Here is a 23267-nt window from a genome sequence, read left to right on the forward strand (position 1 = left end):
CGCGTGACCGTGTCAATCGTGGCTTGCGTCGTGTCCGTGTAAAGCTCAACGCCTTCACGTTCAACGACCAGACTTAAGTACGGAGTCGCCAGATTGTACTTGTAGACTTCGGGGGCAAAATCGCTGCCGAAAAAGACAAATTCAGGCGGCTGATCGGGGGTGAATGGATACGCGTTGCGCGAGATCACGTCCGTCTCGTTGGGAGCAATGTCGTAAACGATTAGGTCTTGCGAGGGCTGATTGCCAAAGATTTGGTCAGCTCCTCCACCTCCATCGATCACATCGTCGCCAATGCCGCCGACGAGATAGTCGTCACCGGGACCACCGCTAATCGAATCGGCGTACGGCGTACCGAACAGAAAGTCGTCGCCAAAGCCTCCGTCGATAATCACAAATTCGGTGGCGCCTTGCTCAAAGGTGCCGCGTTGGATTCCCCATTCTTCAAAATTCGCGGTATCAGCATTGACATCCAGCCTTGTGTCATCATTTGAAGCCGGAATGATCGGTAGGAACTGGAATGGCGCCGACTTGGGCGAGTCCAGATGCAAGACGTCGTCACCGGCTCGCAAATCGAATTGTATGTCTTCGATTTCGCGTGTTTGAAAGTACATGAACTCCTGCTGATAAATCGTCGGTTCACCAGCGTCCTGTTGGCCGACAACGCCCGTATCGGTAGCATCGACGTACGTCGTTCGGTATTCCTGCTTGCCGATGTCCCAGACCAAGGATGTGAACTCATAGCGATGCAGTCCGGTGTTGTAGCGCAGCGATGCATAATCGGGGACCTCGAAACCGCGACGGTCGAAGTCGCCACCGAGGAATAACACGCGGTCGCGACCCTCACCGCCAACCATCTGCTCGTTGAAGGTCGGCAGGTAAGTTTGCGTCGCCGGATCAAAGTTCGTGTTCGGCTGATTGCCCAATAGCGGGAGGGCGTCCGGAATCAGTTGGAACGTGTCGTCACCGTCGCCCCCGAAGAGCAGGTCGCTGGCTTGACGGTCGTAACCGCCGGTCAAAACGTCATTCCCCTGGTTGCCGAAGATCCAGTCTTCGCCGGCGCCACCGCGCAAAATGTCGTCACCCAATCCGCCGATGATCACATCACGCCGATCAACGTCTTCACGAAGCGACATGTTGACTTCCAGCGGGTTGTCCAACGCTTTGATCGCGTCATCGGACAATCCGGCCAGATTGAAACGCAGATCGTACAGTGTCGGAACCTTGTTGCTTTCGATCCGCAAAATGTATTGAGTGTTCGCGGCCAGCGCACTCACGCCACTGATCACGGACTCGTCATCTCCCGTTGTTCCTTGCAGAATCGGGGTCGCACCGTCAACGAGTTTTCCCGTACCGGCGTCGATGTCGCTTGCGGCGTAGACCCTGAGATCCAGGTGGTCGATCGGCGAACCGCTTTGTGTTTGGATGGTGGCGACCGACAAATCGGAGGCGTTCAATTCGAAACTGTACCAATCGATGTCATCGGGATTGTCGATCGACAACCCCGTGAACGTCACAATGCCTTGATCGACCGCGTGACCATCAAACGCGACATTCTGAGCGTCTTCATTAGGCGTCAACAGTTGAAATGCTTGGACAGGGACGTCGTTGCGTCCGCGCAATCCGGTCAACCCCGTCGAACTTTCCGACCGGTCGACCAAGATCGCGTTGCCGGCCTGGATTTCCACCACGTCATCACCGGCACCGGCATCAATCCACACCGTCTTTTGCACCGTTGGTCCGACCGTGATTCGGTCGTTGCCGCCGAACGCATCGATCAGGATCACCAGGAAGTCGCCTTCGGGAGGCAAAAGCGACGCGATCAATTCGGACTCGCTCACCTCCGTCGCAGCCACCGCGATGTCGCTCAGTGTTTTGTCGCGTTCGGCCGGATCGGTTTCCGAAAGCAGCTGGTCAAGTTTGAACTGCAAATCCTGGACGCTCCAGACCGCGTTGCCTTCGGTGTCGGTCGCGCTGAAGTCCAATCGAACCTGCGCCGCGAAGCTGAAGTTCCCGTTGTTCTCGGTCAACCGCGTGATCAAATGGTGGCCGGTCAACAAGCCGGGTTCGGTGACGAAGTTGACATCGATTTTGTCAGCGGCATTCGAACCGCCCACGTACCAAACCTGGTCCGAATCACGGGCGTAGTCTTTCCATTCATCGCCCGCGACTCCGCCATCGGCAGACTCAAACGTTGTGCCGTCGCTGCGGACCAGCACGTCTTCGCCGCCGTTGCCGTACAGGAAGTCGAGCGTCGTTCCGCCATACAGATGATCGTTATTCTGGCTGCCCAGCATCCGGTTCAAACCGGTCACTTCTTGATTGCGGGCCAGCCGCACGGGCCCGATCTCGACCATTTCGTCGACATCCAAGATCAGGTTGTCGTTCAAATCACCGTCATCATTGAACAGGACGCCGTTGTCGTCGACGAACACGCCGAAACCCTGGTCATAGGTCTTACCCGATGGGATCGGGCCGATCAGATCCGGCAACGGTTCAAAACTCCAGGCGTAGAGATGGTTGGTCCCCTGACCACCGATCAGATCGTCGTTTCCTTGGCCTGCATACAACGTGTCCACATCGATGGTCGTGCCGCCGCCGCCGTCGCCCCACAGCCGGTCATCGCCCGAGAACCCGAACAGGGTGTCACTGCCGATCCCGCCATCAAGACGATCCCTGCCGTCGGATCCGATCAGCCGATCGTCGCCGCTGTTACCGTCAAACACGCCCGCGAAGTCACGCGAGCGTTCGCCCAGGAAAGTGAGATCAAGCGTGGTCAGATTGGTGATCGGCGCGATGGCACCGGAATCGAGTGCATCGTCGGTATAGAAACCGATCGTGTCGTTGCCGGCCAGACCCGCGATGCGGAATTGTTCGACAAGCAGTTTGCCATCGTCCGCCAGCATGTTGACCGCAATCGTTCTGGCCGGCCGAACCCCGTCGTCATACCGCACGCCCGCTTTTCCGGCGTCCACGCCGGATGCGATTGCCCCGATCAGGATCGTGTCGCCGCCGCTGGTGCCGTCGATGGCCAGAATATCGGTCGCGTTGTCGTCCATGAAATCACCTTCAACGGCATTGCCGAAGTGCCCGTCGATGGTATCGGTGCCCGGGTCCTGATGCCCATCGCTTCCGAGCGAGGTCGGCAGCAGGAACAGGTCAATGCCGCCGCCCCCATATTGAAGGTCGCTGCCCTGTTGGCCGGCGATGTAGTCGGTACCCACGCCGCCCCAGATTTCGTCATTGCCTCCACCGCCAAACAGTTGGTCTTCGCCGCTCCCGCCACGCATCGTGTCGTTGGCTCCGTCGACGTCCGCTTCGGTTCCGATTCCGGCTTCAGCATGCGTTTGGTAACCGGCACCAACAAATTCGTCGCCGGTGATGAAGTCGTTCCCGCTTCCGCCATCCAGGACTTCTCGCCGGGCATTGCCGTGCAAAAAGTCTCCGCCGGGGCCGCCGAACAGTTGGTCGCCGAGGAGGGTCGTTTGAATTCCGTACGCCGGACGATCGGAAATCGCCGGTGCATAGGCATACAAGGTGTCGCGTCCGGGGCCGCCGAGCAGACGCTGGCCGCCTTGGCTGCCCGTCGCTCCCGGGCCACCCGCGTCACCGTACAGCGTGTCATCACCGCCGTCGCCCATGACCTGGTCAATCCCATTGCCGCCGCGAACCACGTCGCCGCCCTCGCCCCCGCGGACAACATCGTCGCCATCGCCGCCTTCGATGACCGGATCAAGTCCCGCACCCGCGTCCAGGTAGTCGAAGCCGCTGTCGCCCCGAAGTTCGTCCGCGTCGGCCCCGCCAAACATGACATCGTTGCCGTCACCGCCGCTAAGCACGTCGCGACCATCGTTGGGCGTCCCGTTGAACGAGGCGCCCAGCATGATTGCCGGTGTGATCTTGAAAGCGGGCACGTAGCCGGTCGGATTCGCAGCTTCCATCGCTTCAAAGTCCGGCGGCAGCGTGAAGTCGCTTGTGCCAAATTCAAAATCGCTTCGCAGACCGAGCGCGATACCGCCAAAGATGACGTCGTTGCCCCCGTCGCCCCAGATGCGGTCGTTGCCATCGAGTCCGATCAGGAAGTCGTTGCCGCCTTGCCCGTGGATCTCGTCCATCCCGTTGCCGCCGGTGACATCGTCATTCCCGTCACCGGCTTGGACGATGTTGTCGCCGTTGCCGGTGAAGACAAAGTCACGACCGCCGAGCGTGGTGATTTTGTCATGACCGTCAGTGCTGGAGGGGCTAAGCGTGGACCCGGTGGGCACCCCGGCGACAAAAAGGATCGTGCCGTCATCGCTGAGCACATAGTTGTTCCCGGTTCCGGCGTTGATCAAATCGCTTTCGCCACCGGCGATGATCGCGTCGCGCCCGGCGCCGCTGTTGATCGTATCGATACCGCTGCGGACGGAGAATTTGCTGGTCGCCACCGTTGGCAAGCTGATGAAAGCGCCGTTGACAAACACGGTCGCCAACTGAACCAATCCACGGTCGCCAATGATGACGTTGCGTCCCCCGCCGTCGGTGATTCGATCCGCGCCGTTGCCGGCGATGATCACGTCGTTGCCGCCGCCGACGGTGATGGTGTCGTTGCCACCGGTCGAGGGCTGAGTGCTTTCGATCGCAACGACTCGGCCGCCGGAAAGCGTCACCAAAACCTGATCGCCGCCGATGATGTTGTTGCCGTTGCCGGTTGTCACTCTGTCGTCACCCGACCCCGGCAAGACGATATTGAAACTGCTCGTGTTTCCGTCCGTGGTGATCGTGTCGTTGTCGCGCACGGTATCAAGCGTGCGGATCGACGAAATCACCGGCAGGGGCACGTTGCCGCTCGGCGTGATGATGGCGTGATCGCCGATGATCAAGTTGCTACCGCCACGACCGTGGATCACGTCAGCCCCGCCGAGTCCGATCAGCCGGTTGTCCGATGCGTTGCCCGTGATCTGATCGGCTGCCGAGCTGCCGGTGACATACTCGATGCCGGTGACCGTGCCGGTGTTTTTGTTTCCGGCATTCAAATTGACCGAGATGCCGGTCGTCCAGGCTGAATAATCGAGGTGGTCGGCACCGCCGGTGCCGCCGTCGAGAAGCTCGGAAAGTCCGGCTTGTGGCGCGACCACGACACGGTCGTCGGCGCTGCCGGTCGTCACGTTTTCCAGTGACGTGAAGTTGATCAAACGCTGGGATGAATCGACCGTTCCTTTGTTGATTTGGGTGACATGCACGGACAATGATGCATTTTGCGGAGTCAGATTAAGGTGATCGGAATCCGCGTGACCGGGAGTGACCGTGCCCAGCAATTGACCGCTGAGCTTGGCACCTGCGTTGACGACGAACGTATCGTTGGCTTCACCGCCCGTCAGGTTTTCGAAACTTGTGAACTGAAGATCGACGATGCCATCATTGACGTTGTCGTCGATTTGACCCGCGTCGGTCGAAACAAGCGTCCATTCCGCATCGAAGTTCCGCCCGACCAGCAGGTCGGCACCACTTTGGCTGCCCTTGAACAATTCAATCCCGGCGTAGCCGCCAGTTTTGGATGCGGCGAACGATTGTCGATCCACCGAGACTTTCGAAGAGAGAGCTGAGTAGTCGATTGTGTCGAACCCGCCGGCTCCATTGACGACGCCGGTGACACTTCCGCCCGTCGCGAAGGCGAACACATCGTCCTGCGGCCCGCCGTTCAGATTCTCGATGCCGGCAAAGTTGAACACGCTGTTGACGTTTCCCTTGCCCGGGCCGGTCAGTGTCCAAGTGTTGGCGTTCGCGGTGCCAATGATTACAGGGACATTCAACGTATCGACACCGGAACCGCCAAGGATGCGCTCAATGCCTTCGGGAAGCACGGTGTCGCCGGCGTCGTTGATTCCTCCATTGACACTGTTGGCCCCGCTGGTCACCGCGATGCTGCCCAAGGTGATTTGAAGTGCTTGGCTGAGTGCGCTGAAATCAAACACATCATCGGTGTCCAAGCCGGCCTTCACTTCGTTGATCGTGTCGATGCCCCAATCGTTGGCGAACACGTAGCGATCGTTGCCGGCATTGCCAGTCATGATGTCATTGCCCAGACCGCCGGCCAGAATGTCACGTCCTTGTCCACCGATCAGAGTGTCATTGCCGATGCCGCCGATCAGTTTGGACCTGATGTCATCTGCAACCGACGGGTCGATGGTGATCGAGTCGTTGCCGCTGCCGCCGTCGAAATAAATGCTTTTGACACTGTTTTTCGGATAGGTTCGTCTGGTGGTCGCGGGTTCATTGTCATTGTTGATGTAATCAAACTCGACCTGCAGCAATTCCTCTCCTGTGTCGTCGTCTTGGAATTGCTTGATACGGAAAGTCTCATTGATGTCGTTTCCGTAAAAGCCATTCCCACGGTTGACGGCGCGGTCACCGGCATACAGCACCAGGGTGCCGTCGTCGAAATTCGGATCGCCCTCAGTCAGCTCCGCGATGCCGGGCAGAATGCAGTGGTGTTTGAAGCTGAACAGTTCCGCATTGAAGATATCGATAGATCCACTTTTCGATGCAAAGAAGAAATCGATTTCGTAGTAGGCCCGCACAAACGCATTGACCGACCCATGGGCATCGAAGACACAAATGCCGGGGAAGTCCAATCCGGTGGACGGGGTGGGCGTCAACCGAATCAGGTCGACCATCTCATCCAAGTAGATCTTGCCGTCGTTGTCCAAGTCGTTCCAGTTGAAACCCAAATCCGCTCGGATGCCCCCTTTGATGCCGGCCTCGAAGATGCCGACGTCGATGGATGCCCCGACGGCGGCTTCCAGTCCGATGCCGAATTCGTCGATGTCTTCGCCACTGGTCACGTCTTCCAGATCGCCGAAGTAAAAACCATCAAAGAAGTTGCCGGTCTTGGCGATTCCGCGGGTGTCGAATCCGATCGAGAAATCGGCGAACGCATCCAGCGAGGCGCTGAACGTGGCGTACAACGGAATCGGCGGGAACGGGAGCGGACCGAACTTGATCTCAAAGGGAACGTTCAGATCGAACCGCGGAATATCCCACTGAATGATGTCGGCCTTTTCACCGGTGAACAGTTTGAAGATGTTCGAGGGGTCCGAGAGGAGTGGAATCTTGATTCCAAAGCCGCCCTTGCCTTTGCTATTGGGGGCGCCCTTCAATTTGCCCAGCAGCGACTTCGTTTTCTTGGCGCCAGGCTTTTTCGATTTGTCGAGTTCGGCGTCGACGTTGACGGCCGGCATGGTGGCCGGTACTTGGACCGGCGCATTTTTGTCCGTCACGTCCATGGCGCCACCCGCGGTCGTGGTGTATGTCGCTGTGATGGCGTTCACGGGTGCGGTGGTAAAGACCAACTTGGCTCGATCGCCTCCCGCGTCTTCGTACCGAACCACTTTATACAGGTTGTTGGCCACCGCGACGCCATCTTCAAAGACTTGCACCAGTGTTCCGGTACGCGGCACACTCGGCAGAATCTTCTCTTTGGGCTTGCCGGGTACATCCGTTGTCGCCACCGGTACATCCTTGCCGACTTCCAGCGGTTCGCCGGTCACCCAGAAGGTGCCGAAGTTGATCATGATCGAGTTGCCGTCAGCGGCGGCCGCGTTGATCGTTTTATTGAGCTTGAAAATCTCCTGCAGCATGCCCACGACCTTTTCCGCTTTGCGGGCTCTGGCGATCGATTGGGCGCTGGTGCTGGTGCCCAGGATGCCTAAGGTCAGGAACGTGATCCGGGGGCCGGACAACGATTGCGAAAGATCATTCAAACCCGGCACCGGCGAAGCCAAGAAATCGATCAGCGGTTCGATCGGGCCGACGTATTTGTCAAACGCCTCGAAGACAGGAACGACCGCTGTGCTCAGGAAACTGCCGACATCGAGCGTGACATCGCGGATCGCCACGTCGGGCAATCCACCACCCACGCGACCGTCTCGACTCGTGAATCCGATCGCCCAATCGAGGGTCAAGTCGGCGCTAATCGACGGTAAACCGGCAGCATCGGTATCGGCACGCAAGTACAAGTCGGCGTAGGCCTCGGTGCTGATGCCCGCGTTGAACAACTGCTTGACGGGGGTCTCGACCAGTTCCCGAAAGGTCAGTCGATTTTTGGCGTCCCCGTCGGGATTGTCGATGTCGATAAAGATCTCACCGGAGAGTCCCGTTCCTTTCGAAAAACGACCGTCGGCATTGATATCGCCGACGACTTCAACGAACACGTCCGTCTTATCGCCGTCCCCGTTGTAATCTTCGTCGTCCGCCGCTTCATCCAAGACCGGTCCATGCCCGGGGGCCGTCAGGCCGTCGTTGATGATGCCGTCGCGATTCAGGTCGCCTTCGCTCAGTACGTCGGTCGTATCGCCATCCTGGTTGTAATCGATGCCGTCTTGGGCTTCGTTCAACAGCGGGCCGTGTCCCGGCCCCGAGCCACCGTCGTTGATGATGCCATCGCCATCGATTTCACTCAGTTCGTCGGTTTTGTCGCCATCGCGGTTGTAATCGATCCCGTCGACCGCTTCGTTCAGCTTCGGTCCGTGCCCAACCCCAGTGCCGCCATCGTTGATGATGCCGTCGCGATTCAAATCCTCGATGGGATTGCTTTGGGCCAACACATTTAAAAAGAACAGTCCCGCCGATAGCGATGTCCCGGGGAGCAAGCTGACTTCCGCGTTGAGACCGATTTCGGGTGTGCCGCTGACAGGCAACCCGATGCTGGTGTTCGGATCGGTTTGCAGTGTGCCCTGTTCGTAGGACATGTTTTCATTCAGTTGGAAAAAGAACCCATCCTGAATGCTGACGCCGATTCCGAAGTTAAAGTTGTAGTCAAAACTCAACTGCACGCCGCCCTGGGCTTCGAATTCAAAGACCAGCGCATCCACGCCCAAATCGAATTCTGCCTCGACCGAGTCGCGACCGGCCAGGTTCAAGTTGATAAAGAATTCCAGGTCATCGATGGGTGTCGTCAGTGGATCTGAGACGAAGACTTCCACGTCCCGGAATTCAGCCAACTCCGTCGCATCGGAGACATCGGGGTCGTTGTGGAACAGCGGATTGACGGACAAGATGTCGGCGCCGGCAGGTCCCAGCGTTTGCCAAATCTGTTGCTGAACTTCCGCCACCAGCGCGCTGATACCGCTGCTGGAGTCATTGATCAACACCTCCAAGTCATCGACCATCTTGTTCAAGTCGCCGATGAAGGTGCCACCCAGATCGCCGATTTCACCGATCAGCGGAAGATTCTCGAGCAGGTCGGACTTCAAGCCAGATTCGACCTTCGACAGCACGGCCTTCGTTCCAGAGATGATTTGACCGATGCTTAGGTTGCCGAGCCCGAAACCGGCCGGCGGATTGGCAAAAAAGTCGGTGATGCCAGCGAAGTTGAACTGGGGCTTGGTGGGATGGTCCAGGCTGAGCGCCACCGTAATCGCGTTGTCGACCGTGCCCAGCACGGGAAGTTCGGCATCCAGCGAGGCGGTGGCGAATCCGGCCACGTTGAAGTCAAATTTGTCGCTCAGCGGAATCGCCGACGAGAACACCTGCGAAAATGGTATCGCTCGAAACGGTTCGGCAGCATCCAATCCGATGGTGTTGTTGTCGCTTGGGATGAGTGCAGGATCAACGAGCACCGAAATCGCCGCGGGGGCATTCGTGGCGGCATACGCCACTTCAATGGGTGTGGTTGTTGCTTTCGTAACCGTCAACGTGGTTCCGGTTAGCGTGAAGTCCTCGCCTTCCTTTAAGACGATATCGGGGTCATTGGCAGTGGCGCCCGCATGAGAGACCACGACCAACCCGTCCAGCGGTGCCTGTGACAATGTGAATGTATCTGGTCCCGTTGCAAACGCTTCCGTTGCGGCCTCCCGCAAATCCAAGTTGCCGGTCAAGCCACCGGTGATGCCCGCGATTCCGGCTTCAACGTTGACTTCCGCGTTGATTCCCGCAGTCAATGTGAGGTCCGTTGAACTCAGCAAGTACGGCGTGAACGTTCCGAAGCGGAAACCAAAATCAAGATCCAGGGCGCCGCCGACGGTAAACGCGATGTCGCCACCGGTGTCGACGGTGATCGGTCCAAAGTCGGGCAGGTTGAAGTCGAATCCGACCGTTTCGGTGTGCGACTTTTCGATGTGCAATTTAATAATTGCCGCTGCTTGAAAACCGGCCTCGTTGGTGTCCGCGTCGACGAAGTCCAAGACCAAATCGAAAGCGTCATCGGGCAAGTCAAGTGCATCCTTGATGGCATTCCCGATGACCGTGCCGAGATTGCCACTGGAAGCGACCAAGGATTGCAACTCTTGGACTTTTTCCAACACGACTGCTCTGCCTTCCACATCGTCAGGCAAGTCGGCGACGCTGTTGCTCAGCAGCGTCAGCCCGGCGACCAGCTTGCCGGTGCTGACGAAGCTGATCATTTGAACTTCGGACGTCGTGTTCGCAACGCCCTCGGTTTCGGTGCGTGTCTGGACGGTCAATCCCGTTTCACTCAAACCGTTGAGTTCGTTGACGTCACCTTCAGAGGGGTTGTACGTAATCAGGTAGGGACCGCCACGATCACCCGTGACACTGTCGATGACTCCGGCGCCCAACGCCGCATCCAAGGCGTCTTTCACATCGGCCGCAGAAGAGTCTCGATCGATTGCCGTCGTGGTCTCGGGTTCCGGTCCGCCGGTGTCTAACCCGAGTGTGTAGGTGTGATTGGGGTTGATCGCGGCTTTGACACCTGCGACCTGATCGACGATCGGATTGCGTTGCGAGGGCGTGCCGGCCAACGAGTCCAGCAGGTCCTCCAATTCGGCCACTTTCGCTTGCAGCGTTTCCAGATCGGGACCGGCCAGCAGTTTCTCCGCCGCGGCGGCCAGTGAGTCGACGACATCCAAAATGTCATTCGGTGTTTTGTTGACGACGGGAATGGGCGTGTTGAGCCCTTCGATATTGCTGTCTTGTAACAGCTGGACCACTTTTTGAATGACCTTGACCAAATCCTCGACGGAGAAGTTTTTAAACCCGCTCAAGAATTCATCAAAGTTTTCGACCTCGAAATCAACCTCCGGGTTGAAATGCAAGCCGCCAAATTCCTTGGTCTGTCCCAGTTTGAAGCCCAGATCCGTGTCGGCATTGATGGTGATCGAATCGATCTGATCACTGTTGGCGACCAGCAACAAACTCGGGCTGCCTGGAATCGTAAGTCCGGTGATTTTGTCCGCGGTGACGACTGCCCCGATCAGGCCCAGATGGGTTGCCGCTTCGGCCGATGTCGCGTTGGCAACCGCAAACGTATTGGTGCCGGTGGTTGTATCGGTCAGTTCCAGCTTTCGCGACAAACTCAACACGCGTGCCGTGACGTTGCCGTCGGTTTGCTCCTTGATTTTGCTGATCACATCGCCCATCGTCAGGGCGCCGTTCAGGTTGATGTGAAACGGCGACAATGCTTGATCCCGAACGGTGATTGTCAGGTCGTCACCCGCCACAATGTTGACGCCAACGCCCGCGGCCAATTGCGGGTTCAACGCTGACAGCTTGGTCGATTTCCTGAGGGTCAACGGAGTCGGGTCGATCTTCGCTTCGACCGGCAACTCACGCAGTTCGCCATCCCCGTCCAGCGATCGAACGTCTTCGAAACCGGCTCCCTTAAAGACCGTCTCAAGCTCGGCATTGATGGCGTCGGCCAGTGCGGCTTCGTCGGCAAACGGTCCGGTCACCGTCACGTTGACGGTGCGTGCACTCGGTGTCCCTGGAATATCGAACGACAGTGTATTCGCACTCGCGGCCGTGACGATCGCGGCAGAGAGCGGGAAGTCCGCGTCCAACTGATTTTGATTGATCAACGACAGATTGATCGCCAGTTCGGGTGTGTCGTCTGGCAAGAAGTCCAGCAGTGAACTTTGGATTGGCAGTTTTGCCGTACCGCCAAAATCGAAGGTCGGCGTCAAGATTTCTCGGAAGCCGGCGTTTGAAAAGTCCTTCAATCGCAGTTTGCCATCGGTGCTCTCGTCGGTCCCCGAGGTGTCAGGATTGTCGACGTCTTTCAATCCCAGACTGGCGCCGACGGTGAAGTTCGCCGTTCCCCCTTCGATCCCCAAATCAAGGATCCCCAACGACGCGATCAGATCGATATCGGAGCCGTCGATCGATACGTCCGCATAGACTTTGCTGCCTGCCGCATCGATGTAAAACTGGTCGATCAGTTTGCCCAGGAACAGGTGTTCGCCCAGGACGGTGTTGCCACGATCGGTTTCAACGTCCGTCGTATCCGGATTGTCCTCGACCGGTTTCTGTTCGCCCAAGATTCCCAAGATCGTGCCGATGGGACTGACACCATTGGCGTCGCTGACCGCCATGATCTTGAGGTTACTGGTCGGATCGGTGTCGGCCGGTTCGTCATCCATCGACTTGTCAACGATCTGAACCATGTCATCGACAAAGCTGACTTCCAACACGCTCGGCCCGCCCGCCTTGGCTTCGATTTTGTCCTTGATGTCCGAAAGGGTTTCGGAAAAGTCCAGGTTGACAAAGAACTCCGTGCCGTCTTGTAGCACGAATGCCAAGTCATTCAGATCGCCGAGTTGTCCGTTCGTGAAACCCAGGAAGCTCGACGTGCCGCTCTTGATCGTGAGCCCATTGATATGCCGGTTATTGGAGACCAGCATCAACTTGCCGTCGTCGACTTGGACTTCGACCGGCACGGTGCCATCTTCGACCGGTAGTTCGGTGATGTTGGCGTTGTCGAAGTGGGTCCGCAATGCCGCGTTCAGATCGGACGCCAATGCCTGCAGGCTGGTGTTGTCGGCGACCTGGGCCGACGGAACCGTCACCGAGACGTTGTCGACGACAGCGCCGAATCGTTTGACGTCGAATTCCAAAGTCAGGTCAGTCGCGGGTTGATTCCTGCCACTCGATGTGACTGTGTTGCCGGTCATGCCGACCTTCAATCCGACACCTCGGCCATCGTCCAGGTCGTACAAGAAGACGTTGTCGGGGCCGGGACCATTGGGCTGGTGAATCACTTGCCCCGAGCCAGGTCGATCCAGATCCAGGCCGACCGCAAGCTCGACACCGGCCTGTACCGTGAACGACGCCGTCCCGCCACCGGCGACGCTGAGTTCCGCAAAACCGACATCCAGACCTTTGCCAAATTCCAGATCGATCGATTCGTTGAACTCCTTGCCGATCGCCAGGTTGAATTCGACGGTTCGTACGGACGAGTCGTCGTAGACCAGGGACGCCGAGAAGGGTTGACCGGCAAATTCATCCTGGATCAGTCCGTTCAGCGTGTGCACCAGATCCTGGATCGTTCCGGCGCGGAAACTGGGAGTCACCAATTGCGTGGCGGACAAACCCAATTCAGTATTGGCCGTGTTCTCGTCGGGCTCTTGGCCGTCGGAGAATCCCAGGGCTTCAGCGCCGCTGATCGACATGAATGCGGTCGCATTGTCGATCGCAATCAGACGGATCGCGGGTCCAACCAGAATCGCCTGGACGCGGCCCGAAAGTTCTGCGGTTTCCAAAGCCGCGTTCAGGATGCGAACCAGATCGTTGGCCTCAAGACTGTCGGCCGTGTCCGCCGCCGCAATGGTGAATTCCGTCGATTCACCGGCCTCATTCGCCTTTGCCTCGCTTTCGTTTTTGAGTGTCAAGCGAATGACGGTATCGTCGGGCAGTTGCGCAGGTGCGTCGCCGGTCGCTGTGATTTGGACGGTGTTGACATCCATCGAAATGCCAACGGTTGGGTTGACCGTTCGAATCGCCAGTTTGTTCACATTGGCAGGATCGAAGAGCGCTATGCTGCGATCACCACCGGTTTCCGGTGCCGCCTGTTTGCCGGCGTCGTAGCGCACCCAAAGCCGATTCGGTAGCACACCCGATGGCGGCAACATCTCGTCGACGGTTGCCGTTCGGCTCACGCCAGCGGCGTCGAGATACTCGATCACATGGCCGATTTTCACACCCAAATTGAACAGATTCAGAGTTTCGTCGATGTCGATGCGGAAACGCGCAAATCCCGTCGGTAAGGGTGCAACGGCAGCGCTGAGCGGATCGGTCGAGACATCCGTGATGGCGTCAACTTGGCTGGCATCGAGCGGCGTTTGACGCTCCGCGACCACCTGCTCACTCAGCCCTGCAAGTGCAAGTGCCGCGTTGATATCAACGAATAAGTCGTCGATCGACGTGTTGTCAGCGGTTTGTGCAGCGGTGACGGTCACCAACGTGGGGTCGCCACCTTCGATGACGATCGAAAAGGTCGCATCGGCGCTCAGCACACCGTTGGTGACTTGGATGTCGTTGTCGCCGATCAGCTTGGGATTGAAGTACAACTGCCGGGCAAAGTCCTGGGTCGTATCCACGAAACTGACCACGCCACTGATCGCTTCTTCGACGAACGGAATACCGCCGGGAACGTTTAACTCACCGGCGATATTTTCCAGTGAGTTACCGAGCTGGACAAACATCGTGACCACCGCTTCGGGCGTCAATGCATTGAAATCGCCGATCGTGTTGGTGATCGAAATCTTGCTAAACAGAGTTCTTAGTTCTGCGAAATCTGCGAATGACGCGGCGCCGCGTGTCGCTCCATCCGGCGTCGTGGTCGTGAAAATTTCAACTTGACCTGGAATGGTTGCGCCAGCGAATTCCGGCTTGATCAAAATCCCATCAACGGTCAGGTCACCGCTAAATCCAGCGGTGAAAGAGCCCGACAGATCACCGGTGATTTCGCTGATCGTCGCTTGATTGTTTGCGTTGGCTCCCGTGCCTGGGTCGTTGATGTCCAGTGTCAGATTCGTCACGAACTCGATGCCGCCGTTGTCAGCAATCGTGTCGTCTTCTGCCAAAACGGCGGCCAAAAAACCGATCGACGCACGGGCCCGCGGATCGTCCAAATCAGCGGTGAGCGTCACTTTGACTTCGGGCTCAGTATTGTCAACGTCGACAAAAACCCGATCACCAGCGGCAATGCCGTTGCCGAGTTTGATTCCGAGTGGAAGTTTGATTTCGGGCGCCGCAGTAATCATAAACTTGCCCGACGCCTCAAAACCGAGCCCCGCAATTTCGTCTCCGAAGTCGAGGCTGGTTTCATACGCCAAGGGTTCGGGAGTGAAGCTGGGCGTGAATGTCAACGTTTCAGTGCCGGCGTCATAGGCGACATTGTCAAGATCAATGCCAAGCGGCCCACTGAGTTTATTCAGCAGCACTCCGATCGATGGTGCCGCAGCCTCGGGGTCGTTGAAGTTGGCCAGCGCACTGCGCAGCTGATCGCCAATCGATCCACCGACGCTGAACGTTAACGATGGATCGGCCAAGTCGGGCCTGTCCGTCCGGGACAACGCATAACGAAGCGTGACGGTTTCGCCGTCAATGCTGTCTACCGTCGCGTCAAACGTTTCGCCGCTGGTGGACAGGAACTGCATCGAACTGTCGATCTGAATACCCATGGTCGCGGCACCGACGCCCAGGGTATTCAAGGTGGCCGTAAAACGATGAAAGTCCGCATCACTTTCCACCGCGGTGATCGCCAGGATTGCATGGCTCGGAAACTCTTGCAACTCTGCCGGCGATGAAAGCAGGTCGCCGACCGATTTGTTGATCAACGGAATGTTGGTGCTGCCCAGGTCGCCATTGAGTACTGCCTCGTCCAGCCATTCGGCCAATTCGAACAAGCCGTTCACAATGTTTTCTGCCGACAGGCTGCTGACAAACGAGGTGAAGTCGACATTGATTGCGGGAGCCGGATTCGCGAACAAATTGACATCCGTAATTTCGATGCGTGGAAACGGTGCACCGAATTGTTGGACCGACGATTCAAACCCAAGATCGACCGATCCCGACGGAGTGATCGTCATTCGTTCGCTAAGCGGTGCGGCACCATCGGCGATCGCAATCGCGACGCCGGCCTGGATCATCAGTGGAGTGCCAGAGGTTGCGCCGGTGGCCGTCACCATGCCGTTGATGGGTCCCATCGAGAAACCCAACTGTGGGTCTGGGTCGCCGGTTGCCGTTTCAATCTTTGCCGAGAGATCGAAATTGCTGAGATCAAAAAATGGGTCGATCCCGTTGGCTGCGGTCAACTTCATTCCGAACGAAACGTCCAGATCGGCTTTCGTTTCCAACTGAACCTTTGCATTGGCGTCGAGTTGCAGGCCGATCGCGCTCCAGTCATCACCGAGTGCATCGAATCCGAGTTCGATCTCGGTGTTGTTGGTCGCGGCAACCAGGACATCAATTCTCAGTTCATTGGTCACCAGATCGACGCCTCCGCTGATCCGCAACGGCGCGGCGTTGTTGCGGCCGGCCAAGGGTTCCTCGCCGCCGTCACTCAGCACGTCGGCCAGTGCATCACGCAGCCCCGCGATCGTGGGCATTTCGCCCACGGTGGTTTCATCGTAATCCGAACTTGTCGGATCAAAGGTGGCAAAGTAGTGCGACGCGGCCGCCTCCAGATTCAACAGGTGACCCCAGTTGCCGTCTGCGCCGGTGGGCGAATCCAGCAAACCGTTCAAACTGCTGCCGATCCCGGGAATCTCTGTGTTCAGCGCATCGTTGTCGCCGATCTCCGTCGCCGCCGCTTCCAAAGAACTCAGCAACGACAAGATCTGATCTTGCAGCCCATCGGCCAATTCGATGTCAACCAGGACAGCCGGTGCGGCCTCAAAAAAGTTGTCCGATGCGACCGTAACCGTCGGCGTACCGAAATCGGCAAGATTGAAATCGGTCACGCTGTTGGTCAAGTTCAGCGGCAGTTCTAAATTGACGCTGCCGCTGGGCGTGATCGACACCAGCTGGTCGAAGTTTGCCAACCCATCAGCAATCTCGCGAAAGGTGATCTTGCCGTTGTTGTTGGGATCGTTCAGCGAAACCGTCGCCTGGGCGTTCAGGTCAAACGAACCGTTTTCGACCGCCGCTTTGAACGCGCCGATCGTCAGGCCAAGATCCAAGTCAGGGACATCGGCCGTTCCACCCATCGTCAAGTTCAGATCCTTGACGAACAATCCTTGCGCGAAATCCAGTCCCTGTGTTTGATCCAAGCCCAACGTGACTTCAAAGGTCAATTGGCCGGTAAACGTGAAATCCGCGTTGCCGCTTAGCCCATAACCCGACTGCAAATCCAATGCCTGTGTCGTGGACGGCGGGCCGCCTGCCAGGTCACTGACGTCGAACGTCAACTTGATCGCTTTGACGTCGCTCCCAGAGACATCCGTCGCGTTGGCGCCCAGCGCCGCGAGCGCGTCGGCAAATGTGTTGCCGCTGCTGGCCGTCAATGGCCCCACCACCTTGTCTTGCCAAAGCTGTTCGACGTTCAAGAATTCACCAAGCTTGTGACCTGCATACGCAACATCAGCCGCCAGTGAGCCCCGTCCGCGCGCCTCGGCCAGCAACTCCTTGAATCGTTCAGCCGCTTCGGTAAAGGCTTCCACCGGGTTCAGAATTCCGAGCTGCAATACCTTCGCGGCGGATTGAGCTTGTGTGAGCACAAGGCTCGATTCGATGTCTGATGTGGTCTGCCCGGAAACACCGAGCTGTCCAAGAATGACATTCTGGGTGTAGGGATTGATCACCAAATCTCGGTGGCCGACTGGACTACCGTTGTTCGCCGCCGCACCGGTGATTGGCAAGAGTCGGAGCGAAGATCCGATCCGGGCGTCGCTGATGAATGGATCGATGGAGGAATAGGTTGGTACGGTGCCATCACCACCGCGTCCCGATTGAATGTCCTCGTACCAAGTTTGGCTCGCGATCGGGCTGCGACCGATGAAGTTCGTAAACGAGAGCACCTCGTCAGCCAAGAATCCGCGAGGATCAGGTCCGACACGTTCTGCGATCCGGTCGATCGTGCTGACTTCGGTGCTGTAAACGATCGACGTCTTGCCGGTCAGATCGATGTACGCATTTCGATCGGCCCCGGCATTCAGGTCAATCAACAGATCGTTGACGAGCGGTCCCGCAGTATCAATCGTTTCATAAGCACCGTCACCATCAGCATCAAAGGCCGGGTAGGTCGGCAAGAGGTGACGCAGCGCCCCGACGTACTGCTGAACAAAGTCATCTTTGGAGATGGCCGGGTCGATGAGGTCATCGCTGGTCGATGCCGGGTCGGGGCCAAAGATCGTTCCGAAATTTGTCGCGTCCTGCAATCGATCGTAGCCATGATCAATCAACCGCGCCGCCGCACGTGTCGTGATCGACGAACTCCAATCGTCCGACGACAAATTGAACGGATCAGACGTGCCTTCGTTGGGCACGCCGGCCATTACGAAATCGTCGACCATCGGCAATCCGCTCTGCCCGTAGGCCGCACTCTGAAGGTAGGCGCGCGTGACCAGTCCGCCGGTGCTGTGCGAAACGATATCCACATGCGTCGCACCGGGATTGGCCGCTTTGACCTGTTGCAACGTATGGACCAAATAATCCAGGCCCGTATCGAACGTCGCATCGGTCAACTCAGCTGCCGTGACGCTCAACGAACCATCGGGATTGGTTAGCGCATCGGAATCAACCGGTGCCACCGGGACGCGCCAATCCCAGAGTGCAACGAACAGACTTTGAGGATTTTCAGGCGTCGCATCCTCTGCGGAAATGTATCCGACGTTGCGCAGCGTCTGGACGATGTTTTGGTAAACCTGGCCGTTCGGTTCCAGCGCCAACTTGCTCGGTGCGAGTCCACGCTGGGTATACCATTCATCGAGCCCAGTCGGTGTTTCGTCAGCGGCAAACGTCCCCGCAAATCCCGGTACGAGCACGACAGGATCCGGCCCGGGGTTGGCCGCGAGCAAAATTCTCTGTTCGAGCTGCTCGACTAGCTGCCGACGACGCTTGATCAGCTGCTCAGAAACTTTCCGCTGCTTGTTGAGGCGACGCACGCGACCGAACCGAGTGTGCATAGACATCGGCGATTCTCGTTGGAACAGAGGCTTAGTGGGCGAGACTTCGATGTACCCGACTGCAAGAATCGATTCCGAAGAACCGTCATTCCAAGCTCTGTCTGCCCCCGATGCTTCATCTTGCCGCAGCGCAAATCGCCTGGCATCATACCCCTAAAGTGGGAGAGGGGTACAAAGATTCACTGATCGGGATGTATTTCCAACGATTCATTCCAAGCACGGGGGGCTCACCGTCCCGACACGCCGCCAAGTGGCGAGGGGTTTAGCGTGGCGAGGCGAGCGCGATGATGTCGAGGTGATAATCGGTATACGATTTCAATGTTCCTCGAGTCCACAAGATCACGCGTGTCTCCGGGACGCCGTTGGCAATGACCGGTCGCAACTGGTCTTGGGTGGAATCTTTCGTCACCGCGGTCCACGTCCAGGTCTCGCCCGCGTCGCTGGTTGTGCCCGCGAAAAGTTCCCAATGCCGTTGGCCGTCTGTGCGACTGACAAGCGGTGTTCCGGAGACCGGGTCAGCGTTTGTGGAAATGACGACGTAGTTGGGGTCTTGTGGATCAAGTGCAACCAACCCGGTGTAGTCGTCTTCGCCGGAATACAGTTTGGTTCCTGCATGAGCCATTTCGTGGACGCGCCATCGCGTTCCATCCCAGCGACCATAGAAATAACGGTGATCCGACCCGCCTGCTCCCCGGCGATTGCGGACCGCGGCACCATCCACCTGGACGGAGAACGCGACGTAGGGGTTGCCGAGCGTGTCGATTTCGACATCACTGGCCCAGGCAACTCGATCCGCCGCTCCGGCGAACACTTCGGTAAAGTCACGCGGTTTCAGTGGTTCGCTGGTGGCGGTGGGGGCCGCCAAGACGGTGCCGTCGGACGCCAGTAACTTGCCTGCCTTGTAGTAACCGTGATAGAGGCTGTTGTCATACGCTCTGGGATGATCATCCGTTGCGATAAAGTGGATCTCGTCACGGCCGTTACTCGCATAACAAACATAGGGTCGCCGGCCGTCCATGCCCGTGTACCTCGGGTCATCGTTTAGGTCAGCGGAGGTTCGCTGCATCAGTCGCCAACCGTAGTTCCAGGTCGCACCGCCGTCATCGGAGAAGTTGCAGTTGGGGTTGAAACCGCGTCCGCGATGGAAATTGAAAATGCGATCATTCTCGGCGGGCAACCGATAAACGTTCGAATACGTGTAGCCTGCGCCGACATCGAACCGTTGCTCCTGAGTCCACTCGCTGATATCGCCCGGACGAAGCGTGATCCGTGTCCGTTGGAAATGATCGTTGCCATGTTTTCCGTAGACGGCAAGCAATCGCCCGTCGGCTAACAGGCAAAGTCCCGCGACGGCATGATCGTCACGTTGAAGCTTGGCATGCAGACGGAAATGCGTGGTTTCACCGCTCGAAGGATCCAACTTTGTCACGACCAGGTCTCCGGCATCCCAATCGCCATGGTCGTCGCCGGAAATGGACGTGAAGAATACCTTGCCACCCAAACCGACCGCACGTTTCCCCTGGAACCAACACCATCCGCCATTCTGCTTCACCACGATCGGTTCAGCCGCGTGAAGTGATCCGGCCGAAAGCAACAAAAAGAAGAAGCAGAAAAAGGCTTTCGTTTTCAATCCTGACATCCATCTTACGCACATCGCATCACTCACGATTCGTTTCGTCAAACAACAATGATCATCCAGACGGCACTGGCCACGGTGCCGACGACTAATGTCCATCCTACCCGCTTGAGGTGTTTGGCTGGCGGAGGCCAAATCATCAGAGAGACGCTCATCGTCAACATCGGTAGTGTGACGATCACGAGTGGACGAGCCGAGGAATAAAGTCCCAGCATCAGCAGGATCAACGCGGAAATCGTGACCCAATGAATCGTGCGCGGCGTCCGTTTCTGGGCCGCGATCACCCCGCGAACGGCCATCGTGGTGGCGGCGAAACCGATCAGCCACGTCGTCCAGATTTCGAGTGCCTGATGGATGGGGATCGCTCCGGCCAACAGAATCGGCACACAGGGGACGGACAATCCGACGACTCCCCACAGTTGGTTGAGCAGCGAACGGTGGTTCCCGGCGACGGCCAGCGCAAAGCTACTCGTCGCCAGCCCGAGACATCCCAGCAGCGAGATTCGTACCGCAGTGGACCCCGTGAGAAACGCAAGGCTTCCGCCGAGGAGTGTCAACGCGAGAAGGACGAACAAGCGACGTGTCGCCGCGGGCGTGGATCGTTGTGCCCGCGAACCCCGATGTCCCCAGGCAATCAACAGCGGTTCATGGGCCAAGAAACCGGTCACGCTGGCGATCGCGACACAAACGCCCGGGACGGAAAGGCCGGCGATCAACAGTGACGTCGCGATCGGAATGCCAAGGATCGCGTAAGCGCCGTGTTCCTTCGGCTTCAGCTTCGCAGCCGGGGTGACGGCGTCTGCTCGGGTGTTGGAAAACGTTGTGGTAGCCATCCTAGCTCATCGCGGCCTTTTTCATGGTGTTCGTTGAACCTGCGCGCAAGGCACTCACGATCCTCTCGGCCGCTTTTTGTCCGCTTTCGATACAGCCCGGGACACCGACGCCGTGGAGCGAGTTGCCAGCCAACGCGAGCGTCGGGAACCACTCAAGTCGCTGATTGATTTTGGCGATTCGATTCGGATGGCCGACGTGATACTGTGGCATCGCATGCTGTTGTCGGGTGATGTGTCGCATCAGTGGTTCACCTTCAATGTCCAGCAACTTCGCAACCTCCCAGTGCGCCAACTCCAGCAGTTGCATGTTGGGTAAACGCAGTAATCCGCTCTGGCAGGCACCGCCGATGAAGACTCGCATCAGCACCGTACCCTCCGGTGCGCGGCCCTCGTATTTCACGCTCGAAAAGCTGCATGACAAGATGAAGTGACCTTCGATTGCCGGCACGACGAATCCGAACGATTGTAAGTCGTGGCCGATTTGTTCGCGACGAAAGGCGAGCGACACGACCGCACAACTCGCTGACCGGATCCCGCCCAGTCGTTTCGATAATTCTCCGTCGACGGTGGACAGCACGCGGGCCGCCGGGCTGGCCGGCGTGGCAATGATCACGGCATCGGACGCTTCACGTTGCGGAGCCTCAACTCCGGAACTGATCGACCATCGGGAGCCGCTGGGGACGATGAAATGGACAGGCGCATTGAGTCGGATGGCATCTTCAGGCAGACTTTTTTCCAGTGCCTCGATCAATTGAGACATCCCGCCACGTAGCGTCATGAATTGACTGTATCTCGCCCCACCGCCCGTCTCGCTCGATTGCTGTCTCGAGCGACGTTGGTTCATCATGCCACGAATCAGACTTCCGTATTTTTGTTCCATGTCCAAGAAACGTGGCATCGTTGCCGCAACGCTCAGTCGGTTCGGGTCGGCCGTGTAGATGCCTCCGACCAGCGGTTGGACCAGGCGTTCAAACATTTCCGTTCCGAATCGCCGGCACACAAACGACTTCAGCGATTCGTCGTCCTGTCCTCGCTTTCGTGGCACGAAGATTTCACAGCCTGATCGCAACTTGCCCTTCGGGCTGAGGATTTTTGTTGTCAGCAACGGCCACAGACGCGAGGGCGCCATCACGGCAAAGCCCTCGGGGATCTTTTCCAGTTTCCCCCGGCTGAGCACCATCGCGCCTCGTTCCCGGGGATTGGTGCCGATCAGATCCTCACCGAGTCCGACGTCCTTGCAGAGTTGAATCGCGCCCGGCGACGTCGTGATGAAATTGTCGGCCGCGCCTTCGATCAAGAAACCGTCCTTGTGCGTCGTTTGGATCACGCCGCCGAGTCGCGGTCCGGATTCCAACAATCGCACGTCGATTTCGGGCGCGATCCGGCGCAGATGGTTTGCCGCGGCGAGGCCGGAAATGCCGCCGCCGATGACGGTCACGCGACGATTCATGGTCGGTTCCTTTTACAGGGTGGCCGTTGCGTCAGAAGGGCCGTTGCCATCCGGTGCTTCGGCGAAACGGTCGTTCGCCACACCGTCAACCCGTACGCGATCGGCCGGGGCCTTCGAGTGTGTTCAGTTTACCATAAAGTACACCTTAGTGTGTATATTTAAAGCGGCGAAAACACGTGACGGATTGTCGCGTGTTGCCTCGTCCTGATTCGCCGGTCACCGCGGGGGCTTTGTCCCAACGCTTGCTCCCCGGGCTTTGTAGCGACCGTCGCCAGACGGTGGTTTTCGTCGCAGCTACATTGGATTGAAGTTTAGCAACGAGCAGGGAATGAGTGTCTGATGGTCGTGGATCGCGTCAGCGAATCCAGTATCCCGGAGGGATTACAGCGAGTAGCCGGAGGTCAACGCAGCGCCACCTCCGGGAAGCACGTCAGCAGATTCCCATCGACCCCGGACGGGGTCGCAGCGAATCGATCCGCTGGCGGTGCCGCAGATCGCGTTTGCAAAAA

Annotated in this window: 4 protein-coding genes; all 4 read right to left on the reverse strand. The window is 57.9% G+C overall.

Translation table 11 applies throughout. The annotated features are described in order from the left end of the window. Nucleotides 1-18845: LEPR-XLL domain-containing protein (locus tag ABX749_RS01060; RefSeq protein WP_372894369.1), on the reverse strand; the 18845-nt coding region annotated here is incomplete at its 3' end. A gap of 256 nt (nt 18846-19101) precedes the next feature. Beyond that, entirely contained in the window at nt 19102-20469 is a 1368-nt protein-coding gene (locus ABX749_RS01065; RefSeq protein ID WP_372894370.1) for a BNR-4 repeat-containing protein, read from the reverse strand. A 47-nt stretch (nt 20470-20516) separates the two neighbouring features. Beyond that, on the reverse strand, nt 20517-21308 hold the full coding sequence (locus ABX749_RS01070) for a YwiC-like family protein (protein ID WP_372894371.1): 792 nt from the start codon (nt 21306-21308) through the stop codon (nt 20517-20519). A gap of 1 nt (nt 21309) precedes the next feature. Beyond that, nucleotides 21310-22758, reverse strand: coding sequence for a protoporphyrinogen oxidase (hemG, locus tag ABX749_RS01075; RefSeq protein WP_372894372.1), 1449 nt, complete (start codon nt 22756-22758; stop codon nt 21310-21312). Nucleotides 22759-23267 lie beyond the last annotated feature (509 nt).

It is taken from the genome of Stieleria sp. (genome assembly GCF_041595215.1).
Lineage (GTDB): Bacteria > Planctomycetota > Planctomycetia > Pirellulales > Pirellulaceae > Stieleria > Stieleria magnilauensis.

Excerpts from the sequence above, each read along its gene's own strand:
- ABX749_RS01070 (WP_372894371.1), bottom strand. The coding sequence starts at position 21,308 with ATGGCTACCACAACGTTTTCCAACACCCGAGCAGACGCCGTCACCCCG.
- hemG (WP_372894372.1), bottom strand. The coding sequence starts at position 22,758 with ATGAATCGTCGCGTGACCGTCATCGGCGGCGGCATTTCCGGCCTCGCC.